Source organism: Brevibacillus borstelensis, assembly GCF_037834415.1.
In the GTDB taxonomy this organism is placed as follows: domain Bacteria; phylum Bacillota; class Bacilli; order Brevibacillales; family Brevibacillaceae; genus Brevibacillus; species Brevibacillus borstelensis_A.
In genome coordinates this window covers 39,854-63,212 of the sequence record NZ_JAUMSJ010000003.1, presented here as the reverse complement: position 1 = coordinate 63,212, position 23,359 = coordinate 39,854, and the positions used below count along the sequence as shown (strand labels likewise).

22 protein-coding genes are annotated in these 23,359 nt (G+C 51.5%); 15 read left to right on the top strand and 7 right to left on the bottom strand.

The window, feature by feature from the left end; genetic code table 11:
* The first annotated feature begins 186 nt into the window (after window positions 1–186).
* Window positions 187–1,302 carry an aminopeptidase gene (locus Q3F21_RS03845; RefSeq protein ID WP_340250153.1) on the top strand — a complete coding sequence of 372 codons (1,116 nt, stop codon included), beginning with the start codon at window positions 187–189 and terminating at the stop codon, window positions 1,300–1,302.
* 4 nt (window positions 1,303–1,306) lie between these two features.
* On the opposite strand, the gene Q3F21_RS03840 is transcribed toward Q3F21_RS03845, so the two are convergent.
* The 4 genes from Q3F21_RS03840 to Q3F21_RS03825 all read right to left on the bottom strand — a co-directional run bounded on the left by Q3F21_RS03840 (window position 1,307) and on the right by Q3F21_RS03825 (window position 5,002).
* Window positions 1,307–1,627, bottom strand: coding sequence for a hypothetical protein (locus Q3F21_RS03840; RefSeq protein WP_340250152.1), 321 nt, complete (start codon window positions 1,625–1,627; stop codon window positions 1,307–1,309).
* A gap of 239 nt (window positions 1,628–1,866) precedes the next feature.
* Window positions 1,867–2,376, bottom strand: coding sequence for an isoprenylcysteine carboxyl methyltransferase family protein (locus tag Q3F21_RS03835; protein WP_340250151.1), 510 nt, complete (start codon window positions 2,374–2,376; stop codon window positions 1,867–1,869).
* Window positions 2,377–2,380: 4 nt separating this feature from the next.
* Window positions 2,381–3,451: a type III polyketide synthase gene (locus Q3F21_RS03830; protein WP_340250150.1), complete on the bottom strand. Its 1,071-nt coding sequence runs from the start codon at window positions 3,449–3,451 to the stop codon at window positions 2,381–2,383.
* Window positions 3,452–3,742: 291 nt separating this feature from the next.
* Window positions 3,743–5,002 carry an MDR family MFS transporter gene (locus Q3F21_RS03825; protein WP_340250149.1) on the bottom strand — a complete coding sequence of 420 codons (1,260 nt, stop codon included), beginning with the start codon at window positions 5,000–5,002 and terminating at the stop codon, window positions 3,743–3,745.
* A 201-nt stretch (window positions 5,003–5,203) separates the two neighbouring features.
* Between Q3F21_RS03825 and Q3F21_RS03820 the strand changes: the two genes are divergently transcribed.
* The 4 genes from Q3F21_RS03820 (at window position 5,204) to Q3F21_RS03805 (ending at window position 8,184) form a co-directional block, all read left to right on the top strand.
* Complete coding sequence (locus Q3F21_RS03820; RefSeq protein ID WP_340250148.1) at window positions 5,204–5,635, top strand: MarR family winged helix-turn-helix transcriptional regulator; 432 nt, start codon at window positions 5,204–5,206, stop codon at window positions 5,633–5,635.
* A 68-nt stretch (window positions 5,636–5,703) separates the two neighbouring features.
* Window positions 5,704–6,282 (top strand): DUF167 family protein, encoded by a 579-nt coding sequence (locus Q3F21_RS03815; protein WP_340250147.1) that lies wholly within the window; start codon window positions 5,704–5,706, stop codon window positions 6,280–6,282.
* Between the two features lie 272 nt (window positions 6,283–6,554).
* Window positions 6,555–7,172, top strand: a complete 618-nt coding sequence (locus Q3F21_RS03810; protein WP_340250146.1) for a DUF47 domain-containing protein — start codon at window positions 6,555–6,557, stop codon at window positions 7,170–7,172.
* A complete protein-coding gene (locus tag Q3F21_RS03805) occupies window positions 7,165–8,184 on the top strand; it encodes an inorganic phosphate transporter (protein ID WP_340250145.1) in 1,020 nt (339 codons plus the stop codon). Before Q3F21_RS03810 ends, Q3F21_RS03805 begins: the two co-directional genes overlap by 8 nt.
* A gap of 101 nt (window positions 8,185–8,285) precedes the next feature.
* Here the strand turns inward: Q3F21_RS03805 and Q3F21_RS03800 are convergent, their stop codons facing one another.
* From Q3F21_RS03800 to ligD, 3 genes are all read right to left on the bottom strand, one after another.
* Window positions 8,286–8,525, bottom strand: a complete 240-nt coding sequence (locus Q3F21_RS03800) for a hypothetical protein (RefSeq protein WP_340250144.1) — start codon at window positions 8,523–8,525, stop codon at window positions 8,286–8,288.
* Window positions 8,526–8,639: 114 nt separating this feature from the next.
* Window positions 8,640–9,440 (bottom strand): prolipoprotein diacylglyceryl transferase, encoded by an 801-nt coding sequence (lgt, locus tag Q3F21_RS03795; protein WP_340250143.1) that lies wholly within the window; start codon window positions 9,438–9,440, stop codon window positions 8,640–8,642.
* A gap of 105 nt (window positions 9,441–9,545) precedes the next feature.
* The gene (gene ligD, locus Q3F21_RS03790) at window positions 9,546–10,448 is read right to left on the bottom strand and encodes a non-homologous end-joining DNA ligase (RefSeq protein ID WP_340250142.1); all 903 of its coding nucleotides are present in this window, start codon (window positions 10,446–10,448) and stop codon (window positions 9,546–9,548) included.
* A 137-nt stretch (window positions 10,449–10,585) separates the two neighbouring features.
* On the opposite strand from ligD, the gene Q3F21_RS03785 reads away from it, so the two are divergent.
* The 10 genes from Q3F21_RS03785 (at window position 10,586) to Q3F21_RS03740 (ending at window position 23,353) form a co-directional block, all read left to right on the top strand.
* Window positions 10,586–12,142, top strand: a complete 1,557-nt coding sequence (locus Q3F21_RS03785; RefSeq protein WP_340250141.1) for a spore germination protein — start codon at window positions 10,586–10,588, stop codon at window positions 12,140–12,142.
* Window positions 12,143–12,184: 42 nt separating this feature from the next.
* Window positions 12,185–13,360, top strand: coding sequence for a Ger(x)C family spore germination protein (locus Q3F21_RS03780; protein WP_340250140.1), 1,176 nt, complete (start codon window positions 12,185–12,187; stop codon window positions 13,358–13,360).
* Complete coding sequence (locus Q3F21_RS03775; protein ID WP_340250139.1) at window positions 13,357–13,593, top strand: hypothetical protein; 237 nt, start codon at window positions 13,357–13,359, stop codon at window positions 13,591–13,593. The genes Q3F21_RS03780 and Q3F21_RS03775 overlap by 4 nt, the downstream gene beginning before the upstream one ends.
* Before the next feature lie 13 nt (window positions 13,594–13,606).
* Window positions 13,607–14,950, top strand: coding sequence for an endospore germination permease (locus Q3F21_RS03770; RefSeq protein WP_340250138.1), 1,344 nt, complete (start codon window positions 13,607–13,609; stop codon window positions 14,948–14,950).
* 566 nt (window positions 14,951–15,516) lie between these two features.
* Complete coding sequence (locus Q3F21_RS03765; protein ID WP_340250137.1) at window positions 15,517–17,559, top strand: S9 family peptidase; 2,043 nt, start codon at window positions 15,517–15,519, stop codon at window positions 17,557–17,559.
* The gene (locus Q3F21_RS03760; RefSeq protein ID WP_340250136.1) at window positions 17,556–18,770 is read left to right on the top strand and encodes an amidohydrolase family protein; all 1,215 of its coding nucleotides are present in this window, start codon (window positions 17,556–17,558) and stop codon (window positions 18,768–18,770) included. The genes Q3F21_RS03765 and Q3F21_RS03760 overlap by 4 nt, the downstream gene beginning before the upstream one ends.
* A 62-nt stretch (window positions 18,771–18,832) precedes the next feature.
* On the top strand, window positions 18,833–20,485 hold the full coding sequence (locus tag Q3F21_RS03755) for an ABC transporter substrate-binding protein (protein ID WP_340250135.1): 1,653 nt from the start codon (window positions 18,833–18,835) through the stop codon (window positions 20,483–20,485).
* Window positions 20,485–21,351, top strand: coding sequence for a MurR/RpiR family transcriptional regulator (locus tag Q3F21_RS03750; RefSeq protein ID WP_340250134.1), 867 nt, complete (start codon window positions 20,485–20,487; stop codon window positions 21,349–21,351). Before Q3F21_RS03755 ends, Q3F21_RS03750 begins: the two co-directional genes overlap by 1 nt.
* A gap of 73 nt (window positions 21,352–21,424) precedes the next feature.
* Window positions 21,425–21,613 carry a hypothetical protein gene (locus tag Q3F21_RS03745; protein WP_340250133.1) on the top strand — a complete coding sequence of 63 codons (189 nt, stop codon included), beginning with the start codon at window positions 21,425–21,427 and terminating at the stop codon, window positions 21,611–21,613.
* A 414-nt stretch (window positions 21,614–22,027) separates the two neighbouring features.
* Window positions 22,028–23,353 (top strand): MFS transporter, encoded by a 1,326-nt coding sequence (locus Q3F21_RS03740; protein WP_340250132.1) that lies wholly within the window; start codon window positions 22,028–22,030, stop codon window positions 23,351–23,353.
* Window positions 23,354–23,359: the final 6 nt, after the last annotated feature.

Below are 23,359 nucleotides of genomic sequence, written 5' to 3'. Positions count from 1 at the left end.
AAGCAGCGATCCCGGTCGATCAGCCGAGAATCATAGGGAAACGGTCGAAAACGATTTGTGAAAATGATCGGAGACATTGACAGACCGGTCCAAGCGGCCTGTTTGGTAAAAAAAATTTTATTGACACGCAAAGTTTGTTCAAGAAAAATAGAGGGGAGTCAGAAAATGTAAAAAAGAGGTGAAAACATGAGAGACCCGCGGTTGGAGGAACTGGCGCGAAACCTGGTTACTTATTCGGTTCGCGTGCAGCCGGGAGAAAATGTACTCATACATGCGGTAGGCCATACACCTGAGCTGGTTCAGGCGCTTATTCGGGAAGTGTATCTGGCAAAAGGAAAGCCGTATGTCCAATTGGTCAATCCGGCGATTAAAAGGGAGCTCGCCAGACAGTGTACAGAGGAACAGCTGACGCTGATGGCGGAGCATGAGGCAGCCTTTATGCGGCAAATGGACTGTTATATCGGAATTCGCGCAGCAGACAACATCAACGAAATGGCAGATGTGCCGGCTGACCGGATGGGCCTGTACTCGCGTCTTTACGAATTGCCTGTCATGGATGTACGGGTCCCCGACACAAAGTGGGTAGTGCTGCGCTATCCGAATCCGTCCATGGCGCAGTTGGCCAACATGAGTACGGATGCCTTTGAACAGTTTTATTTCCATGTGTGCAACCTTGATTACAGCAAGATGAACAAGGCGATGGACAGTCTTGTTGCGTTGATGAACCGAACAGATCGGGTTCGCATCGTTGGGCCCGGGACTGATTTGCGCTTCTCCATCAAGGACATTCCGGCTGTCAAATGCGCCGGATTGCGCAATATTCCGGACGGAGAGGTATACACTGCGCCGGTAAGGGATTCCGTAGAGGGCGTGATTACACATAACGCGCCAACCCCGTATAATGGATTTACCTTTGAACAGGTCTGCCTCCATTTTGAACAGGGCAAAATTGTCAAGGCGACAGCCAACGATACGGAACGCCTGAATGCCATTTTGGATACAGATGAGGGCGCCCGCTATATCGGGGAGTTCGCGATCGGTGTAAACCCGCTGATCCGGAATCCGATGAAGGATATCTTGTTTGACGAAAAGATTGACGGCAGCTTTCACTTTACTCCGGGACAGTGCTATGAAGAGGCGTACAACGGCAACAAATCTTCTGTCCACTGGGATATGGTAACGATCCAACGCCCGGACTGGGGCGGAGGAGAAATCTGGTTTGACGATGTTCTGATCCGAAAGGACGGCCGGTTTGTCATTTTGGAACTGGAGTGCCTCAACCCGGAAAACCTCAGCTCCTGATCGGTTATTTTATGTAATCCCGCATCCGCTCTTCGGCAAGAACCGGGTCCATGTCAACCTGAAACAGCATGTACAAATTGCTGGTCGTTGAAACGGTTCTTCGTGTGGCGCTGTGCAGGGTAGGTTTCGCCTTCTTGATTAGGGTCATGATCTCTACCACAGGCGGGATTACCTGCTTAATGCGGAGCAGCCCCTGCAAGTAGCGGACTAACTTTTGAATGGTGGCGGTTTGATCGTTATCAGGCAAATGCTCAATCATATTGGTAAAGTCACGGATAATGATGTGTTTTGCTTCATGGGGGCCTTCTTTGCTGGTCGTTTTCAAAACAGGTCACCTCGTGTCAGTAGTGGGAATCCCAAAAATCGAAAAAACCTTCTTCTTAACTACCCGAAAATGATGCGAAATAAACATGCAAAAAGAACCCGAATGAAGCTTCGGGTTCTTTTTTTTATCGTGCAGGGAAGTTTGGTCGCTTTAAAATGCGAAACTCTTGTTGAATCGCATAAAAGGTTTCTTCTAGCAAAGAACCAGCCTGCTTCGAAAGGGCTGCGATTGAAGCTTTTTTAACGCTCCTTGTACAAGGCTCTTTCCTCGGCGGGAATACGGACTCGCAGCAGCAGCCACAGATTGCAGCACGTAAAGAAAACGGCAGTGAACCAGGCCGAAAAGGTAAGCGGCAGAGTCAGGAGCTCGATTGTCACGATCCAGTAGTTGGGATGCCGGAGGAAGCGGTAAGGGCCGCGCCGAATGGGATGGGCGCCGGGAAGGATGAAGATTCTCGTGTTCCAGCGTTTTCCGAGAGTAAGGATGCACCAATAGCGAAGAATTTGCGCCAATAGAAAGAGCGAAAAAGACAGGGGCCACCAGGGAGCAGGCTTGCCTTGCAGCCATATGCCCTCGGCCAGCAGCGCGGCAAAAAAGCAGATGTGCAAAAGCACAATGTATTTGTAGTGGTCTGCCCCCACTTCATAGCCGCCCATTGAACGGATGTGCCGGGCATTTCGCGAAGCGAGTCTGAGCTCCAGAATGCGCTGGAGGACCACTGCAAAATAGACGGTCAGGAAAAAAGGCACAGTCTCACCTCGCTTCCAGCAGGATTAATTCGGAACTGAAGCCGGGGCCAAGAGCCGCTATCAAGCCTTGTTCACCTTTTGCCCAGGGCTTTTCCAAACTTTTTTCCAGCACAAAGAGGACAGTAGGAGATGACATGTTTCCATAATCCCGCAGCACCTCCTCTGAAAAACGGGTCGAGGAAGCGGGGAGACGCAGGGCTTCACGGTAGGCCGCCAACACTTTCGCGCCGCCCGGGTGGAAAATAAAATAACGCAGATGCTCCACAGCTGTGCCGAGGGACGTCAAAAAGCTCGCCACGTCCTCATGCATAGACCGGAGGATCAGGCTAGGAATGTCTCTGGAAAAGACGACCTTAAGTCCCGGATCGATTACCTCCCAGCCCATGACATCCAGTGTGCCTGCCCAAGTCCTTGAACGCGCTGCGCAAAAATGAATCTGCGGCTGATCGGAAGGGCCAGTTTCCGCCGCTTCATCGCCTTCGATGAGCACAGCGGCAGCGCCGTCGCCAAACAGACAGGTGGCAACCAGATTGCTTTTGGAGACATCCTGACGAATAAAAGTCAGGCCGCATAGCTCCACACTGAGCAGGAGCACGCGTCGCTTTGGGTATGCCTTGACGTATTCGCAGGAGCGGGAAAGCCCCATGGCTCCCCCGGCGCAGCCGAGCCCCCACAGAGGGATTCGCGTGATGTCAGAACGCAGTCCGAGGTGATTCAGCAGGTGAGCGTCGATGCTCGGTGTGGATATACCCGTGCTGGACACAAACACAAGGCAATCGACATCATTCGCTGTGCAATGGCCGTTCGCAAGGCAGCGTCTTGCCGCCTCGGCACCGAGGGATACTGCGTGTTCGATGTACAGCCGATTTTTCTCGGCGAAGCTGTGGTCTTGTCCGAACCATTCCAGCGGCATGCAAAAATGGCGCTTTTGAATCTGGCTGTGGGAAAAGACGCCGATCAGCCGGTCGATGTCGGGAAAAGCATCCTGGAACAACAGACGGGCAAAGGCCTGGGAAGCCTCTTGGGACACTTCATTTGCTGGAACGGCGGTAGCAGCCGCTTTAATCCGCGGCATCGCTCTCACCTCCTCTAAAAGGTAAGTACTCCCATTTTTCCCTACCAGAAGGAATACATTCGTGATATGTTGATGATCGGGCCGCATAATCACCCAGACGCCGTTCCGGCAATCCTGTTTTATTGCGATACGCGGCACACAGCTAATTGACAAGAAAAAACAAGCCGAGGTCCGGGCAGCTGCCAGACCTTGGCTTGTAAGGAAACGGCGAGGTTGATGAACCCGCCGAGGATCGTAGAAACCTTATGTAGCTCTCTCATTTCGACGGGCAACTGCCGGTGCGGTTTTAGCTCAAGATGCGGATACATTCACCACCGTTTCAGCCGGTACGGAAGACGACTTTCTCACCGCCTTTTTCACCAAACGGTACTGAAACAGACCGGCGATGAACAAGAGCAGGCCGACAATGGAAAACCAGTAGGTACCGCCGATGTTGCGAAAAGCGACGGCTCCGGTGGAAGGCCCGAGCGTCCCGGTGATTCCCCAGTTTGCGCCGAAGATGGAAAAGTATCTGCCGCGCAGCTCCACTGGCGCCAAGACTGAAATGGCCTTTTGGATCTGCGGGCCGTACAGCATCTCGCCAATCGTAAAAATGGCTTCTGCCACCACGAGGAGCCAGAAAACAGGAGCCCACCCATAGCCGAATCCGACGCAGCCGAGCAGCAAATAGGCTGCGAAAATAATTCGCTCCGGCAGGAAACGCTCCGCAAACTTGGCAATGGCGATTTGACAGCAGACGACCAGCACCCCATTGATCGTGAGCAAGGTGGCGAACACCGTCAAAAAGTCGTCAAAGCGTGTACGCAAATGCTGCGGAAGGATGATTTCCACCTGGGAGTACAACAGAGAGACGGGGACGGCAGCCAATGTCATCCACAACAGGGTGGTATGCTCGCGCAGGCGCAGCTTGGGTGTATTTTGGACAGCTTCCGTCTGTTCTCCCCCCTGTTTTCCGGACGCTCTTTTTTCCATGGGCAGTGTCTCAGGGATTTTCCAGATGATCAGCAGGCAATAGATCATCAGCGCCGCCGAGCAAATTCCGAAGGCGATCGCCGGATTGATTTTGTAAAGGGTGACGCCGATAAGAGGTCCGGCGGCAGCCCCTATGTTTAAAGCGGTGTGGAGCAAAGCGAATACTTCGCCGCGCTTTTCTTCCGGCACGACGTCCGTCACCTGGGCGCTGGCGGCAGGCCAGAACAAAGAGGCTCCGATGCCGTTCAAAATGGTCAGCAAGGCAAAGGCAAGCAAGGATTCGGCCCAAATATAGCCTGCCATGGAAATGGCCTCAATGATCAGGGCAGCGACCATCAAGGGCTTTCGTCCATAGCGGTCGGCAAGTCCGCCGGCATACAGGCTGGCGACGATGCTGGTGAGAGGCTGGAGGCTTGTAACCATTGCTGCTACGAGGAGATTCCCATCCATCCGATCGTACAGATAGAAAGCGAGAAAAGGGCGGAGCATAAAACCGGCAAACGTTGTCAGGATGGTTCCGATCACGCGTATCCAAATCGTGGTATCATAGCGTGAGATGATGTTCTGCAGCCAAGCCATGCTACAAATTCCTCTCTTCCCGTAAAAGGTTTTTTAGTAAGATACAAGTATAAGGGAGCTCTGATATAAAAGAAAGAGGATTGTTTCGGTTGGCAATTTTCAGAATGATAATCGGGGAAAGAGGCGGCTCCGTTGTTTCGAACGAAACGATGAGTTCAGCAGCTACCCGGCAAAAAAAATGACGACAAAGGAGAAAGGTACATGACAGACCGCTTTCGAGACAGTCTCGGGCACAATCTGCATCGCGTAGGTCAGCTGATCAGGGAAGAGACAGCCAAAGTGCTTGAACCGTTTGACATAACCCCTGAGCAATGGCAGCTGCTGGTCGCAATCGCACAGACGGACGGGCTTACGCCTTCCGAATTGGGGAAGCGAACGCTGCGCGATAAAACAACGATCTCGCGAATTTTGCCGGGGCTGTTGAAAAAAGGCTGGTTGCAAACGGAGCCGCATTCCCAGGACGCCCGCAGCTATATCGTGAAATTGTCCCCTGATAAAGGAGAGGTTATGGAAAAGACATTGGAAGCAGTGCGGGATCATTTCACGCGAGAAGTGTTTACGCCGTTTTCAAAAGCAGAGCAAGGCGTATTCCTGAGTATGGTCCTCAGGCTTCGAGAGCACTTGGAGAAATAACTGATTGCACATGCAACTACATTTTGCTACCCTTATAGTTGTATATGCAACCAATCGGGGTGTGAAGGATGAAGTTGACCGTACGAAAAGCGGAAGGACCGGGCTGGCTGATGATCGCCGAAATGGTGGAAAACGGACTGTACAAAGTTGTCACGGAGCGCTGCGGCGAAGAACCTCCTTATGATACAATCATGTGGTTTTTGCACCGTTTGCCAGGAATGCTCGACCAGATTTGCGGAGTCGAAGCCATCGAAATCACGCCGAGCCGAGCCGTTTCCGCCAAGCGAGCCGCACGAGCCGCAAGCAGGGAGATAGAAGCATCGAGGAGAAAGCAGTCGCCCGGAAAGTCTTTTCAGATCATCAGTGAAGAATGGGAGAAGGCAGGGGCGTGGAAGCGTGAGGTCACAGAGCTGATTCTCTGGGTCAAGCCGGGGAAAAAAAGAACGGCGGTAACAGGAGAAACCGTCAAGGGGATGCTGGTCGTAGAGGCGACAGGCGCTCCCGGGGACAGCAAGACACATGCCGATCTCCGCTCCCTGCTCAAAAAGAGATACCGCGTCTACGACCAAGATATTGAATTGGTCGAAGGGTATACAAGTCAGCGGAAGGTATACCGAATCACACACCGAGCATCATTTGCTCCTTGAGCATGGTAGGCAATGTTTCAGACAGGTCTTCTTTCGCATGCATGCTGGCAAACGGGGAAATAATTACGTGAACAATTGGCAAGACTAACACGCGTATCCTCCAGACCGGCTTTTCATCCGCGATTTTTCCCTGGTCAGCCGTCTTTACAAAAACTTAACAATTTCTTAAAGAAAAAAATACACATTTGTCCTTGTTTTTAAATTTACCTTCACAAAGTTGTTCGATATAATCGGTGAGGCGTTAGTTATTCAAAGGAGTGACGACTGATCTTATGATAAAAAGCAAAAAGCACATCTTCTTTGACTTGTTCGAGCAGCAAATTGCCAACGTCCATAAGGGAACCCATCTGTTTTACGAAATGATCGGGAACTACCAGGATGTGGAATCGAAGGTAAAGGAAATCAAGTCGGTGGAAAGGGAAGGGGACGAGATCGTTCGCCGCATCATGAATGAATTGAACTCCACCTTTATCACTCCGCTGGAGAGGGAAGATATTCACCAACTGGCCCATACGATGGACTCCATGATTGACTACATCGACGGGGTAGCGGACCGGATGTATTTGTACCAAGTGCGCCAGCCGGATCCGCGCGTACTCGCTCAGGCCAACATTTTGGTGAAGTGCTCGGCGAAGCTGATTGAATTGATCCGCACGCTGCGCAAACTGGATCATCACGTCGTATCCAAATACGCTGCCGAGATCAAGGAATTGGAGCATGAATCCGACTCTAATTACCGCAAAATGGTTTCCGATCTGCTCAACGCTCCCAACGCTGATCCGATCGAAGCGATCAAGCTTAAAGAAATTTACGACAAACTGGAAGACTGTGCCGACTTTGCAGAAGACGTATCCAACCTGGTAGAAGGGATCGTGCTGAAGAATGCCTAGTCTTTCCCCGGATATGATCATTCTGATCCTCGTCGTGATCATGGCGCTTAGCTTTGATTTTATCAACGGCTTTCACGATACCGCTAACGCCATCGCGACCTCGGTGTCTACCCGAGCGTTAAGCCCGCGTACGGCCATTATCATCGCATCGATCTTGAATTTGATAGGGGCTCTAACATACACAGGGGTAGCGAAAACGATCGGAGGATCGATTGCCGACCCGTTCCAGTTGGAAAACGGATTGATCGTCGTTCTTGCAGCATTGACATCCGCTATCTTGTGGAACCTGATCACATGGTGGTTCGGAATCCCGAGCTCCTCCTCGCACGCGCTGATCGGAGGGATTGCCGGGGCAGTCATAGGCGCTGCCGGGATCGGTTCGATTAACATGGAAGGCTTCAAAAGCATTGTACAAGCCTTGATTTTTTCTCCACTGATCGCATTTGTCGTCGGTTTTACCGTAATCAAGATCATTTCCTCGATCGTAGCCAACATGCCGTATCATCCGACGAACAAAGGTTTTCGCATGCTGCAGGTCGTAGCCGCTTCCTGGCAATCCTTCAGCCACGGGGCCAACGATGCGCAAAAGACGATGGGAATCATCACTTTCGCGCTCATTTCCGGAGGATTCATGACCACCGAAAACGGAGACTTTTCTATTCCTCTCTGGGTCAAGCTCTCTGCGGCGGTAGCGATGGCTTTGGGAACCTCTGTCGGCGGCTGGCGGATTATCAAGACAATGGGTGGAAAAATTATGAAAATCAAGCCGATCAGCGGTTTCTCCGCAGACCTTTCCTCGGCGCTGATTATTACCATTTTTACTGCGTTCAAGCTGCCAGTCAGTACAACGCACGTCATTACTTCTTCTATTCTTGGCGTAGGTGCCTCCCAAAAGTTTTCGGCGGTGAAGTGGGGACTGGCCGGAAGAATCCTGGTGACATGGGTCATCACCCTGCCCGCTACAGGTCTGTTGGCTGCTGCCTGTTACGTCGTTTACGACGTGTTCCTGTAAGCAAAGAGGAGCCGTTGTCGATTTTTTCATAGAGAAAACCAGCGTCTTTTCCTGCTGTCCGGGAAAAGGCGCTTTTTTACTGGCATACAGGCAGACAAAAGTCATGACGGACGTGTCAGGCGCGCCCAAAAGCCTTGTTTCGGCTTGATTGTGACCATGCGTATGGACGAGAAGGGGATATAAGCAAGAGTGGAGTCGGGCATCTCCAAAAGAATGCCGTCCTCGTTGTAATCGTAAAGCCGCCCCTCTTCAAAGGAAGCCGCCCCTGCTGAAATCATCGCCGGTGCGAAGTGGACCCGGACATCCCTGTCCAGGTAATCCTCCAGCATACCTTCATTCATAGGAAAACCCTCCAACCTGTTTTAGCCTCAGTATGCCCACCTTTTTGACAATTCAGACGCAACTCCCTTGCAAAAGGAAAACCACCCATCAAGGGTGGCATCCTGTGGTTCGTTCTATGATTCTGTCGTGTTGTGGGACTGACTGGATTGTTTGTTTTTTCTCGCAAACACCATCAGCAAGACGATGCCCGCCGCGATCAGAGAGAGGCTGACCAATTGCGCAACCCGCAGTGTTCCTCCGATCAAGAGTGAGTCTGTCCGCATGCCTTCGATAAAGAAGCGGCCGATTGAATACAAGATGAGATAGCTGAACAATACTTGTCCGTCAAAGCGTTTGAAGCGGTACAGCATGGCCATCAGGATGGCGAAGACCAGCAGGTTCCACAGCGACTCGTACAAAAACGTAGGATGGTAATACTGTCCGCCGATGTACATCTGGTCGCGGATAAAAGCAGGAAAATGAGCCATGTATTCCGCCGTAGCCGGTCCGCCGTGCGCTTCCTGGTTGATAAAGTTGCCCCATCGGCCGATCGCCTGACCCAGAATGACACTGGGAATCATCGCATCGCCCAGCAGCAGAAACGGCAGGTTGTGCTTGCGGACATACCAGGCACCGGCGAGAACGCCACCGATCAAGCCGCCGTGGATGGCCAGCCCCCCCTCCCAAACGTAGAAAACGGAGAGGAGATTGTCTTTGTACTGATCCCATTCAAAAATCACGTAATAGGCGCGTGCGCAAATGATAGCAGCGGGAATGATCAGTACGACCATGTTGAGGACGTGATCTGGGTCAATGCCGGAACGCTTGGCATTGTAGCGGGCCAGGTAAGTACCCAGAAAAAACGCAAACCCCATAATGATTCCGTACCAGTGAATATTGATGGGGCCAAGTGATAATGCTATCGGATCAATCATGTTGTATTCCTCCTTGCCTCCAAACATCTCTGCACAGTATAGCACAAACCATGCATGCAGTTCCAATTGCACAGACGACAGCAGGCAGCCTGTGAACGGCAGCGCTTACGGCTTTCGTTTGAGAAATGCCAGAATCGAGTCAAGAGAAGCCCGCTTTTGGCTGCGCACGGGAGCGAACAAATCACCCCGTTTTTTTAAGCGTTCGGGAACCGTATGAACCGTGAAATCCGTTGGGTGGATGTGAGGAACTTCCTCCCAGAGCAGCGGTGTGGAGACGGTCGCCTCTTTTCGGGCGCGCGTCGAATAAGGGGCCGTTAACGTTTTCCCCCGCCAGGGCTGCAAGTAATCGATGTAGAGCTTCGTTCCCCTGTTCTTGACCAGTCGCTCCAATGTGATCAGATCAGGCCGCTTTTCGACCAGGTATGTCGCTAAAAAATGGCCGACTTGTCGGGTCTCTTCGAACGTATACCGGCGCTCAATCGGGATGTACAACTGCAGGCCGGTTGCCCCGGATGTCTTGACGACGGAGGGGAGCTGCAACTCGTCCAGCAGTTCCTTTAGAAGCAGAGCCGTTTCGGCGACGGGAGCGAATTCCGGTGTAGACGGATCGAGGTCGAACACCAGCTCAGTCGGCATCTCATCTGCGGCCAGGTGAAACGAGACGTGCCATTCAAGTGCAGCCTGATTGGCCATCCAAACAACGGTCGCCATATCATTGCAGAGGGGATACGTCGTATTTTCCCAGACGCTGGAAGCGATCCAGTCCGGTGCGTACTCGGGTATGTTCTTCTGATAAAAATGCTTGTCGTGAATGCCGTGGGGATAACGGATAACGGTTAAGAGGCGGTCTTTCGTATAAGCCAGGAACGGAGCGGCGACCTCCATTAAATAGCGGATGTAATCCCATTTGGTGACGTTTGCTTCCGGCCAAAGCGGTTTGGACGGATTCGTAATCGTCAATTCCCTGCCTTCAATGGCAACTGTGATGTCAGCAGCTTCGGTAGGCAAGACAAGTCCCCTCCCTTTGGGATTGATGCTGCCCCTACTTTTCCCGCATTGGCGGAAGATATTCAGGCGAGGCACCTGCATATTTTGGAAACGCAAGTAACATAATACGGGTAGCTTTCCAACAGTTGGTGAATCGTATGAAGCATACTCGTCAGTCAAAGAAGGAACAAAATATTGCGCAGCTGAACGAAAAAAGCCTGAGCGAGCTGGAGTCCTTTCCGGTTCGTTCCTCATTGAAAGAAAACGTTGAGATTATTGAGCAACTGTTTAAGGATTGCTCGGATTTTGTGCTGCGTGAGTTTCAGCTGAAGGACAGTGTGCAAGCTTGTGCGGTGTTCGTAGATGGTTTGATTGACACCCAGTCCGTGAATGAAGCATTGAAGGCGCTGATGCTCCTGGAGGGGGGCCGGGACAACATCAGGAGCATCGAGAATGAAATTCTGCCGGTTTCGCAAATTTCCGAGGTCACCAGCTACAAGGATTTTCTGTCGGCTGTGCTTGGAGGAGATACAGGAATTCTCGTCGACGGAAACGACATCGCTCTCACACTAGGGATTCGCGGAGCTGAAAAACGCTCGGTGAATGAACCGGAAGGGGAGGCTGTCGTCCGGGGGCCGCGGGAGGGATTCATTGAAAATATCCGGACGAATACGTCCCTCCTGCGGCGGAAGCTGAAAACGCCCCGTCTGAAAATGAAATCGATCGTCGTTGGCAAGGAGAGCAACACCAACCTTGTCGTTTCCTACCTGGAAGGAATCGTAGACCCTGCTTTAAGGGACGAGGTCATTTCGCGAATCGAGAACATTGAGATCGACGCGGTTTTGGAGTCGGGCTATATCGAAGAAATGATCCAGGATAACACGTATTCTCCCTTTCCGCAGGTCCAGTATTCGGAAAGGCCGGATACGGTCGCAGCCGCTTTGCTGGAAGGGCGGATTGCCATTTTTGTCGACGGGACGCCGATGGTTCTGATCGTTCCGACCACCTTCTGGATGATGATGCAAGCCAATGAGGACTACTATGAACGCTTTCAGATGGCCACGCTTGTCCGCTGGCTGCGCTATCTGTTTCTGGCCATTTCTCTGGTCACACCTGCAGGCTATGTGGCGATTTCGACCTTTCATCAGGAGATGCTGCCGACCACATTATTGTTGAGCATCGCGGCAGCGCGTGAATCCATCCCGTTTCCGGCCATTGTCGAGGCATTAATCATGGAGATTTCGTTCGAGGCGCTGCGCGAAGCCGGGATTCGTTTGCCGAAAACGGTAGGGCAGGCAGTCAGCATTTTGGGGGCGCTCGTTGTGGGGCAGGCAGCCGTACAGGCTGGAATCGTTTCGGCGCCGATGGTGATTGTCGTCTCGATCACGGGAATCGCTTCCTTCACCGTGCCTCACTACAATGCATCAATCGCTTTGCGGATGCTCCGCTTTCCACTGATGCTCGCTGCTTCCTTCTTGGGAATATACGGCATTCTGGTCGGCATACTGCTGATAATGGGACACATGGCAAACCTGCGCTCGTTTGGGGTTCCGTACCTCTCCCCATTGGCTCCGATGTCAGTAAACGACTTCAAGGATGTACTGATTCGGGCTCCCTGGACAATGATGGAGAAGCGCCCAAGCTTTACGGGAATAAAGGACGAAAAACGATTGGACACGGCTTCGATCAATACGTCCAGACAAAAGAGCGAATAACTTGGGACAATCAGATACAGCAAAAACCGGGGGAGTGATACTGTGAGAATAGGTTACCGCTTTAAAATTACCTGCATAATCGTCATCCTGTGCAATTCGCTTCTTCTTACTGGGTGCTGGGATCGGGTAGAAGTGAATGATCTGGCGCTGATCCTTGCTTTTGCGGTGGATAAGGAAGAGGACGGTTTGTACCGGATGTCTGTACAACTCCCCCTGGTCAGCAGTCTCGGAGGGCCTTCCGGCGGCGGAGGAGGGACCAGTGGAGACAAAAGCTATTATGTGGATTCAGCTACCGGCAAAACCCTTCGGGAAGCGAACAACGTTTTGCAGTCAAGAATGAGTCGAAGGCTCTTTTACGCCCACCATAGGGTTATTGTAATCGGTGAGGAGACAGCTAAATCAGGGCTGAGAGAAATACTTGATGTAATAGCCCGTTTTCCGGAAAACCGTTTGACAGCGTACATGGTCGTGGCGAAAGGGAAAGGTCTCGATCTTCTTCAAGCCCAGCCCCAGTTTGAGCGATTTTCCGCAGAAGCGATGAGAGAACTGATCAAAATGGTGGGTGTGGCAGTTACGGTAAAGGATATTGCGCAGATGTTGAACACGCCTGGGGTCGATGCATACCTGCCTGTATTGGCAAGCGTTCATTCCAGACCGAAAGGAAAATCAGAAGAAATCCAGTTGATCGGGTTTTCCATGTTTCGCGATGATCGGATGGTTCATTTTTTACCCTTGGAGCATGCAAGAGGGATTCGATGGTTCCAACCGACTTTCTATTCTTACTCTACGGTTTTCGATATCAAAAAAAACCGGGAGATCAGCCTTCAAGTGAATCAGGGAAAAATGGACATTTCACCTGCCGTCCGCAATGGAAAGGTTCATTTTCGCATAAACGTCCACGCGAGAGCCGCTGTGATTGAAGACCACAGCGGAACGGATTGGGGGAGCGTGAAAAATATACGCATGCTGGAGAACAAGCTGGCTGCCAATATTAGCGAAGGGATTCGGACAACCCTTCAGGAAATGGTTCAAAACCAGAGCGACATAGCGGGTTTGGGACTGGTGCTTGCAAGAAAATATCCGCAGCTATGGAAAACGTCGTTTCGCGAAAACTGGGACAAGCATTTGAAAGAGGTGACGTTTGAGATTCGTACAAACGCAAGCATTCCAATTATCGGACAAACTACGGAGAATCTGACCAAGGAGGAGATGAAATGAACCTGATTTTCACCGGACTTTTTCTCGTTTTCTTCTCTTTCATGGCGATCCGTGACATTTTGTTTCGGCATCTCTATTCTCCAAAAATGAGGGGAGTCATTTACCTGCTCTATATCGCAACGCTGTGCCTGTTTGTCGCTGCGTATTATCAGGTTGAGATCTTTAGCCCCGTTCAAAACACGATGAGTGCGATCGAGTCCAGGGTAAAAGCATGGATGTTGAGCCTTTACTAAGGAGGCAGGAAAATTGCAAGTCAAACAAGTGATCAACCATCGCCAGATCGCCTGGCTGACGAGCGGGGTGATTATGACAGGGGCGGTTGTCAGTCTTCCGCAGCAGCTGGCGGTCGTGGCTAAAAACGATGCCTGGCTGTCCCAATTGCTGCCCGTCATGTATACGGTTCTTGTCGCCTATGTGTTTGAACGGCTTATTCGGGCTTATCCGGGGAAGAACATTTTTGAAATCTTGATAGACACTAGAGGGCGTGTTGCCGGTAATCTGCTAAATGGCGTACTGCTGCTTTTTTTCATGCTCATCCTTTTGCGCGATATAAAAGGAGTCGGTCATTTTCTGCATCTGAGTTTGCTGAGCGAGACCCCGCTGGAGATTATTCTCCTCGTCTTTGTGGTGGTTCTCCAGTATTTCGGCCGGTCCAGTATGGAAGTGGCGGCTCGGGTAAATGAAATGTATTTCCCGATGTTTTTTATTCTCTCTTTCTCGATGTATTTTCTCTTGTCCAACGAATATGATCTGCGGCGGATCGAGCCGATCATGGACAGCAAGTTTGTCGCTTTGCTGGTGAGCAATTGGATGGCAGGGGGGATGTACGGGGACATCTTTATTTTTGGCGCGTTTTTGCACGCCATCTCCCAATCCCGGTTGTTTTTTTCGGCGGTCAAGCACGGGGCGACGATGGCCGGTTTCGGTATTATGCTGATTCTTATTATCCAACTGGGTGTCATGGGGTACCTGATCACAAGCCGCTTGAACTACCCGGTATACGTCCTCGTTGAGCAGATTCATTTGACTGACTTCCTCGACCGGGTCGAGGTTATGCTGTTCAGCATCTGGTTTCCCGCTTTCGCGATTAAAGTTGTCATAACCTACTTGACCTTATTGATCGGGCTCGGAACGTTGACCAGAAGGGAGGACTATACGTATTGCAACGGGCCGTTTGGCTGGTTTGTCCTGATCCTGAGTGTTACTACTTTTCTGCATATCAACGATGTAAACAACTTCATCGGCTTTTTATTGCCTGTAATCGTTCCGCTGGTACAATGGCCCGTGTTGCTTCTGCTGTTTATATCCGCCCGGCGAAAGGCAGGGAAGAGAGCAGGCTCTGACCAGGGCAGCCACCCTCTCTTAAAGAGATACCGCAGGTACACTCGTTTGTGGTGGATATCATTTGCCATATGCGCGGTTTCCCTTTTGATCGGGGCGCTTTTGGAGCCCTATTACGGAGTGTGGGGGATAGTCTGCGGCGCTGTTTATTTTTTTGGATTCCTGGCAGCGTTTATCTTCTCCTATTTGGAACTGCAGTCCCTGAACCATATCATTGAACGTGCGAAATCGCTCGCAAGAAGGGCATAGTTGACCTGAAGAAATGTAGCGTTCATCAGGATTTCGTTCAAGCTATGCCCCTTCTCCAATCATATAAAAAAGGAAAAGCAGATGGACTTTGTCAAATGGCAGATAGCCAAAAAAGGCGGATAATTTTTAAAAATCAAAATAAAAAGTATTCCGTTCAAGCTGTGGATATGGTATAAATCCCATTAGGAAGAAGTAAATAATTCCTCTTGTCCAGTTAAAAAAGAATTTACTTCTTTTTGCAAATTCATGATGAAGCAAAGGAGGAGAGCCCCCTGTCGTATGTTACGTGGGAGCAGTACGAGAGAGCAAAACGCTTGCACCCTTCGCAATGCGCCGATTCCGCGTTGAACTTGCGTATAACGCCTCGCTGGATCGGCGAAAGTCGGTTTTGGTACACAAGAGAGATGCGCACGGAAAAAGGGCGGGGCAAACATTTTATCGTCGTTGATCCGCAGAAGAACACTTGCATGCCTGCTTTCGATCACAACAGGCTTGCTGCGGCTCTGTCAGAAGCGGTTGGAAGGCCTATTGTCCCTGAAGCCCTTCCCTTTGCGGAGTTTTCGTACATGAATGGCGATCGGGCTATTCGTTTTCAAGCAGAAGGGAAAGAGTGGATCTGTGACCTGACCGAATATCGCCTCTTGGACCATGCGGCTGGCAAACAGTGTTCGGCGGCCGAGCGATTGTCTCCTGACGGGGCTTGGGCAGCATTCGTACAGGACTGCAACTTATTCGTGCGTTCGATGGAAGACGGAAAGGTTATTCAGCTTACCAGTGATGGCGTGGCCTACCATGATTACGGGTCTCAGCCTGAATGCCGCTTGACTACCTTAACCGAACGCCTCAACCGTCAACCCCCCCCTCCGACAGTCATTTGGTCCCCTGACTCCAAGAAACTCCTGGCTCATCGGTTGGATCAAAGACAGGTTCGCCAAATGCATCTGATACAGTCCGTTTCCACCTCAGCAGAGGATATCGGTCCGGTGCTGCACTCGTACAGGTTTCCATTGGTCGGCGATGAGCACATACCGCTGGCGAAACTGCTCGTATGCGATCTTGAGAAACAAACCACAGTTTGGCTCGAATCCGAACCGTTAGTGGCATCTCCGCTCTCGCCGTTGACACCGGGGATGCAGTTGGCAGGCTGGTCCACCGATAGCAGTCAGGTGTATATGATCAAGATGGCCCGAGATGCCAGATGTGTCCAGTTCGCCGTAGCCGATCCTCATACCGGGAAGGTTCGGACGCTCCTGGAAGAAAAAAGCGACGCTTTTCTAAGTCAGGATTTGTACAGTCTCGGGGCCTGCAACCCGAATGTGCGATTGTTGAGCGACGGTTCGTTTATCTGGCATTCGGAGCGTGACGGCTGGAGCAGACTTTACTACGGAGACGGTCGGACGGGTAAGCTCCTTCATCCGATTCCTTCAGACTACGGGGTCGTTCGCTGCCTTTTGAGCGTCGATGAAGAGCAAGGCTGGGTGTATTTTACGGGCGGCGGTTTTGAAGCCGGGCGAGATCCTTATTATCAACACCTGTACCGGGTCAGGCTGGACGGTACCGGGCGTGAGCTGCTGACGCCGGAGGATGCGGATCATGCCGTCAATCTTTCTCCGGATTTGAAGTATGTTGTCGACACCTATTCACGGGTCGATCTTCCGCCAGTGACGGTTCTGCGCGCGGTTGATGGCAGGTTGATTCGCGAGTTGGAACGAGCCGATGTGAGGATGCTGCTGTCGATGGGATACCAATTCCCGGAACGGTTCGCTGTCAAAGCACGCGACGGAGAAACCGACCTTCACGGCGTTTTCGTACGTCCTTTTCCCTTTGATCCTTCAAGCAAATACCCGGTTGTGGATTACATTTACGGCGGTCCGCAAACCATTAACACACCGAAGGCGTTCGCCCTTGATCCTGACGGCAAACGAGACCCGCTGGGCGGTGCCCAATCCCTGGCACAGTTGGGGTTCGTTGTGGTAATCGTGGACGGCATGGGTACTCCTTACCGGTCAAAGGCATTTCACAACATCTCCAACGGAAAATTGGAAGAAGCGGGAGGGCTGCGGGATCATGTCGCCGCAATCAGACAGTTGGCTCAACGCTTTCCGTTTATGGATTTGAACAGGGCAGGCATCTGGGGGGCATCTGGCGGTGGATATGCCTCGACGAGAGCGCTGCTCGCCTACCCGCATGTCTACAAAGTAGCAGTGTCCGCATGCGGCAATCACGACCAGCGATTGTATCTGGCAGCCTGGGCGGAACGGTATCAAGGCTTGTATGACCCTGATTTGTATCAAGAGCAGGATAATGCCGGCTTGGCAAGCAATCTCGAGGGCAAGCTGCTTTTGGTGACCGGCGATCTGGACGAGAACGTGCACCCTGCTCAAACGCTGCGAATGGCGGATTCACTGATCAAAGCGGACAAAGATTTTGACCTCCTGATTTTGCCCAATCGTCATCACAGCCTTTCTACAGACCGTTACTTCCTCCGAAGAAAATGGGACTATTTCATCAGGAATTTATTGGGGACAGAGCCCCCATGGGGGAACCAAGCATGCGGGAAACAGATGGTGACCCATGGCAAAAATAATGAAGGGAGCGGATATGCATGAAACTTTTGACGGCAGACCATTTGGTAACGGGAGATGGTGAGCGAGTCATTGAACAGGCGGCCATTTGCGTAGATGAACGTGGAGTGATCACTGATGTCGGCACGGAAACGGAGCTGACAGAGCGCTATCCAGCACTAGAACCATCCCGTTATGACGGTTGCACGATCATGCCAGGGCTGATAGACCTTCACGTGCATATCGGCTACTGGTACAACAAACCGGATTTTACGGAGTACGACGGCACGCTAAAGGCGCTGCTTGCCGCTTCCAACTTACGGGAAGCGCTTTCTCTAGGGGTTACCACGATCCGGGATGTAGCGTCGGAGGACGGGCTTTGCCGTTCATTGAAATATGCCCGCAAGCAAAAGCTTCTGGTTTCCCCCCGGATCTACGATGTGAACCAGGGAATCATTATGACGGGCGGTCATGGCTGGCAGCTTAAAGGTTCTCTTCGGGAAGCCAACGGTCCGTGGGAGGTACGCGCAGCTGTACGCGAACAGGTAAGAGCAGGCGCGGACTGGATCAAATTGATGACAAGCCATCGTACCCACACGCCCGAATTCACCCAGGAGGAGCTTGACGCAGCTGTAGACGAAGCGCACAGACTTGGACGGAAGTGCTGTGTGCATGCGTCCATGCAGCCATCCATTCAGATGGCGATTGACGCAGGTTTTGATACGATCGAGCATACGACGTTCATGACGGTGGAACAAGCCAGGCAGATGGCAGAAAAAGGACTGGTTTGGGTGCCGACGATGGCAACCTTTTTCCAGCTCGCAGAACATTCCCGCAGCATTCTGCGCAGTCAAGCAGATAGCCACGGACTTCTCGACGAAGCGCTGCAATTGTCGGAATCTTTCTTCATTGAATCGGAAAAGGCGTACCGGGAAAACTTTGCAAAGCTTATGGAAACAGGTGTGAAAATTGCCGCAGGGACTGACATCGTTTTAGACCAGCAGCCGATAACGCCGGTGGCAGAAGAGATCGCCTTGATGGTAGAGCTGGGGATGGAACCGCTGCGGGCGATTCGGGCGGCGACGCAAACGGCCGCAGAAGTGCTCGATCAAGGCCATCACTTCGGGACGCTTGCACCCGGATACCAGGCTGACATACTGGTTGTGCAGGGCAATCCGCTCGTGAATATTGCGTGTCTCAAGCAGGTTCGGGAAGTTTTTCTGGATGGGGTGTCCGTTTTCGCAGGCACAAACTGAACAGACAGCGAGGAAGACGACTGATGCTTCACTGACGAAGAAAAGGAAAGGAGATGAAGAACGTGTTTGGAAAGGTTCGTTCGAAGTACATGCTTACCTTTCTGCTTGGCTGTGCGCTGACGTCAGGAATGATCGGCTGCAGCTCGAATGCGGTTTCGCCAGCGTCGCCCAACGATTCCGCAAAAACGGACAATGGGCAAGATGCAGTTCCAAAACAAGGAGGAACCATTCGGATCGGAATCCCGGATGAACCGGATTCCCTTGATGCCCACAAGGCGGGCATGTCGGTCTCCGACGAAGTTCTAGCTTTGCTGGGAGGAGCGCTGGTATACCAGGATCCGCAATCTGCCGATGTCCAGCCTTATCTTGCGCAATCGTATTCCATCTCGCCTGACGGGAAGACCTGGACATTTAAAATCAGGCCGGGAGTTGCTTTTCATGACGGAACACCGCTGACGGCAAGCGCATTCAAGCAAACGTATGAACGGGCAGTCGCCAAAGAAACCGCCTCCAAAATAGCGGGAGGGCTCTTGACTGCCGTAAAGACGATTTCCGCGCCGGATGAAGAGACCCTCATCTTCGAATTGAACCAGCCGTCCGCGCCCTTGTTGCTGAGCCTGACCGATCCCGGCTTTATGCAGCCGCTTTCGCCAGAGGCGATCCAAAAAGCGGGGGATCGATCCAGCAGAAATCCTGTGGGTGTCGGTCCGTGGAAATTTGAGAGCTGGTCCCCCGGAGAATCGATCAAGCTCATTCGAAATGATTCGTTCCATTGGCCGGAGCCGATCGCAGAAAACCAGGGGCCGGTAAGGCCGGAGAGCCTTGAGCTGAAAATCATCAAGGACAGGCAAACGAGACTGGCCGCGTTGGAAAGCGGGTCTATCGACATTGCTAAGGGCGTCTCTGCCAAGGATGCAAAGCGATTCAGGGAAAATGACAAATTTTATGTCCTGGAGCAAACGAGTCCGGCCATAGGGCTCTTTATCGAGATGAATTTGCGGAACGACATCTTCCAAGACCGGGCAGTTCGGCAGGCGCTAAATATGGCCGTAAATAAAGAGGCAATTATCAAGGCCGTTCTGCAGGGAGAAGGTGTCGCTGCACACGGACCGGTTCCACCTACTCTGTTCGGGTTTGACACCACCATAGAGCAATATGCTTACCGATACAACCTCGAGGAAGCAAAAAAGCTGTTGGAGGGTGCGGGGTGGATTGCAAATGAGGCCGGAATCAGGGAAAAGAATGGGAAAACGTTGAGCTTCACGTTGCTGAGCACAGAAAGATGGTCCAAAGATGTTCAGCTGATACAGCAAATGCTGCGCGAAATCGGAGTTGAATTGAAAATCAACAAAATGGACTATGCAGCGCTTCTGGAAAAAGCAGCGCAAGGAGATTTCGACATGACCGCTATGAGCTATACCCATGTCGATCCAGATGTTGTCTTTTATTTTGCTCATTCAAGCCAGATCGGATCGTTTAACCATTCGCGGATCAGAGATCAAGAACTGGACATTCTCCTGGAAAAGGGACAAACAACAGTGGATAACGTAGAACGGAAAAAGATTTACGTGGACGTTCAGAAACGGATGGTTGAGCAGGGATACTGGATTCCCGTTTATATTGAAAAAGAGTTTTTTGTGATCAACAAGCGGGTCAAAAACGTCAAACTTTTGAACAACTCACTATACTATCAAGATAGCTGGGTGAACGACTAATGCAAGTGGACGCAAATTTTGATCAATTGCTGAAAGAAAAGTATGACGAACTGTCGGCTGCGCAAAAAAAGGTGGCTAAATACTTGCTTGAGAATCTGGAAAAGTCCGCATTCAGTACCACTGTCCAAATCGCTCGGGAGGCGGAAGTTAGCGAAACGACGGTAATCCGCTTCTCATACGCTCTCGGATTCAGTGGATTTTCTGAGATGCAGGAAATGATCCAACAACACTTTTTGCAAAATGCGAGTTCGGCTTTGTCAATAAATCGTGCAGACAGGGCGAATTCCGCTTCTCCCAAGGGGCCGTTCGTTCAAGCACTAATGAACGAAATCTGCATTTTACAGCATACGCTCGCCCATTTGAACGAAGCGGAGCTTTGGAAAGCGGTCGACGTTCTCATTGCGTCGGATCACGTAGTAATCATCGGCCACCGCGGTTCCTTTTCGGCGGCCAACTGGATTTCGTTTATGCTTGGAATGATACGCGAGAATGTTCAGCTTTGTCCTTCAAACGGAGAATCTTACGAAAAACTGTTTAATCTTTCGGCAAAATCGGTTGTTCTCGTTATCTCTTTTCCCCGTTACTCCAAAGAATCGTACACCCTGGCGGAGACAGCCAGGAAGCTGGGGAGTACGATCATCTCGGTTACCGACAGCGTGCTTTCTCCAGTGGGACGTCTATCAGAAATTACCCTAACGACAGATATCAATGTCGACGCCGAATCCGGCATAGCTTCCATGTCGTCGGTGATTACCTTGCTTCATCTCCTCGTTTTGGGAATGATGGTCAAGGACCAGGGACGGTTAAAGACACGCCAGCAAAGAATGGAGCAGATCTATCACGGTCAGGGAGTGTTTATTGAGTAGCCTGTTTCGAGATTTCATAAAGAGCAGAGAGAAGCAAGCCAATCGAAGTACGTGAAATGGGGGGAAATGACTGATGACAACGTATTATATGAATCGCCTCGTTTCAGGCATCATCGTGCTGCTCGGGGTCTCCATCTTCTCCTTTGCCCTCATGCGTTTCATACCGGGAGACCGCGATGCCAGTAAACCACGCATCGCATGGCAAACGAGCCTAACATGCCCGCCCCTCCATGTAAAGCCGTATCCCTCCAACAAATTATAACTGCTTATAATTTGTTATAATTAGGTATAACAAATATCTCAACCCAAAAAGCTGTTACACTTGACCAGTCTAGGTAAAGGACTGGCTGATAACAGCTTTTTTTATGCGTTCGGATTATTCTTCGGTTGTATAGGCAAAAGCAGCCCTTGAATGTGAAGACAAAGCAGCGATCTATACCGAAGAAAAGTCGAGGTCGAAAGCGGGTTCGGTCACATCAAGGGCAAAATGATTTGACATTTCCAAGAGGAGGATTTACAATATCCGCCAATGCTTTTTTAAACAAAAGGATAAAGCCAGCCTCTTGCTTAGCTGATGCCCGACCAATGATCGTCTAAGCTTGTGAGGCGGGAACATGAAAATGCTCACGGGTAATGGCTGTCCAAATGTAAAGCTGGAAAGGTGGTTCCCGGTAATATGTCACAAGAAGCCGATCATGCAAGCATAGACCAAAATCAAACATCCAGATTGCGCAATTATATCCATTCCCCGGAAATGCAGGCCCAGCTGTACAAGCGGACGTTGCTGATCGTCGTCATCTCGCAAATTTTCGGCGGTGCTGGCCTTGCCGCAGGAGTAACAGTCGGAGCACTCCTCGCCCAGGAGATGTTGGGGACGGACAGTTTTGCGGGGATTCCTGCCGCGCTGTTGACTCTTGGCTCAGCTGCAGCTGCCATGCTTGTAGGCAGGCTCTCCCAGCGCTTCGGGAGGCGTCTTGGACTCGCCACTGGATTTTTGACTGGGGGGATTGGCGCGATCGGGGTAGTTTTCGCGGCGGTTGGACACAATATTCTGCTTCTTTTCGCGTCACTTCTGCTCTACGGTGCAGGAACTGCTTCAAACCTGCAAGCCCGCTATGCAGGAACTGACTTGGCGAAGCCCAAACAGCGGGCAACAGCAGTCAGTATTGCAATGGTGTCCACTACCTTCGGTGCTGTAGCGGGTCCAAACCTGGTAGAACCGATGGGCCGACTAGCAGCCTCGATCGGCGTTCCGGCTCTTGCCGGTCCTTTTATCTTAGGTGCTGCTGCCTTTCTTCTTGCGGGTCTGGTATTTCTGGCTTTCCTTCGACCTGACCCATTCATGGTTGCCAAAGAAATCGCGGATGCGCAAAAAAAAGATCAGGTCTCGAGTGCAGACGCAGGCTCGCTTGTAGCCGCAAACAACCGGGGGATTATTGTCGGGGCGGCCGTCATGATTTTAACCCAAATCGTTATGGTCGCGATCATGACGATGACGCCGGTACACATGAAGCACCACGGGCATGGGCTCAGTGAAGTAGGATTGGTCATCGGGGTTCATATTGGGGCGATGTACCTCCCGTCTCTTGTGACCGGTTTTCTCGTGGACAAGGTCGGACGCGTGGCGATGTCATTCGCCTCGGGAGCGATTCTGCTGGCAGCCGGAATTCTGGCTGCTGTCGCACCTGCCGATTCCATGCTGCTGCTTGTAACCGCTCTCGCTTTGCTGGGGCTTGGCTGGAACTTCGGATTAATCAGCGGCACAGCGCTCATCGTGGATGCGACTCACCCGTCCACCCGGGCAAAAACACAAGGTACCATTGATGTATTGGTTGCTTTGGCCGGGGCTTCGGGGGGAGCATTATCCGGCATGGTCGTCGCGCATTCCAGTTATGCGGCCCTTTCACTTTCCGGGGGCGTTCTTTCGCTGCTGCTGATACCAGTCGGTATTTGGTACCACAGCAAACACAAGGTGGCGAAGTCCGAAAGCATGCCGCTTTAAAAAGAA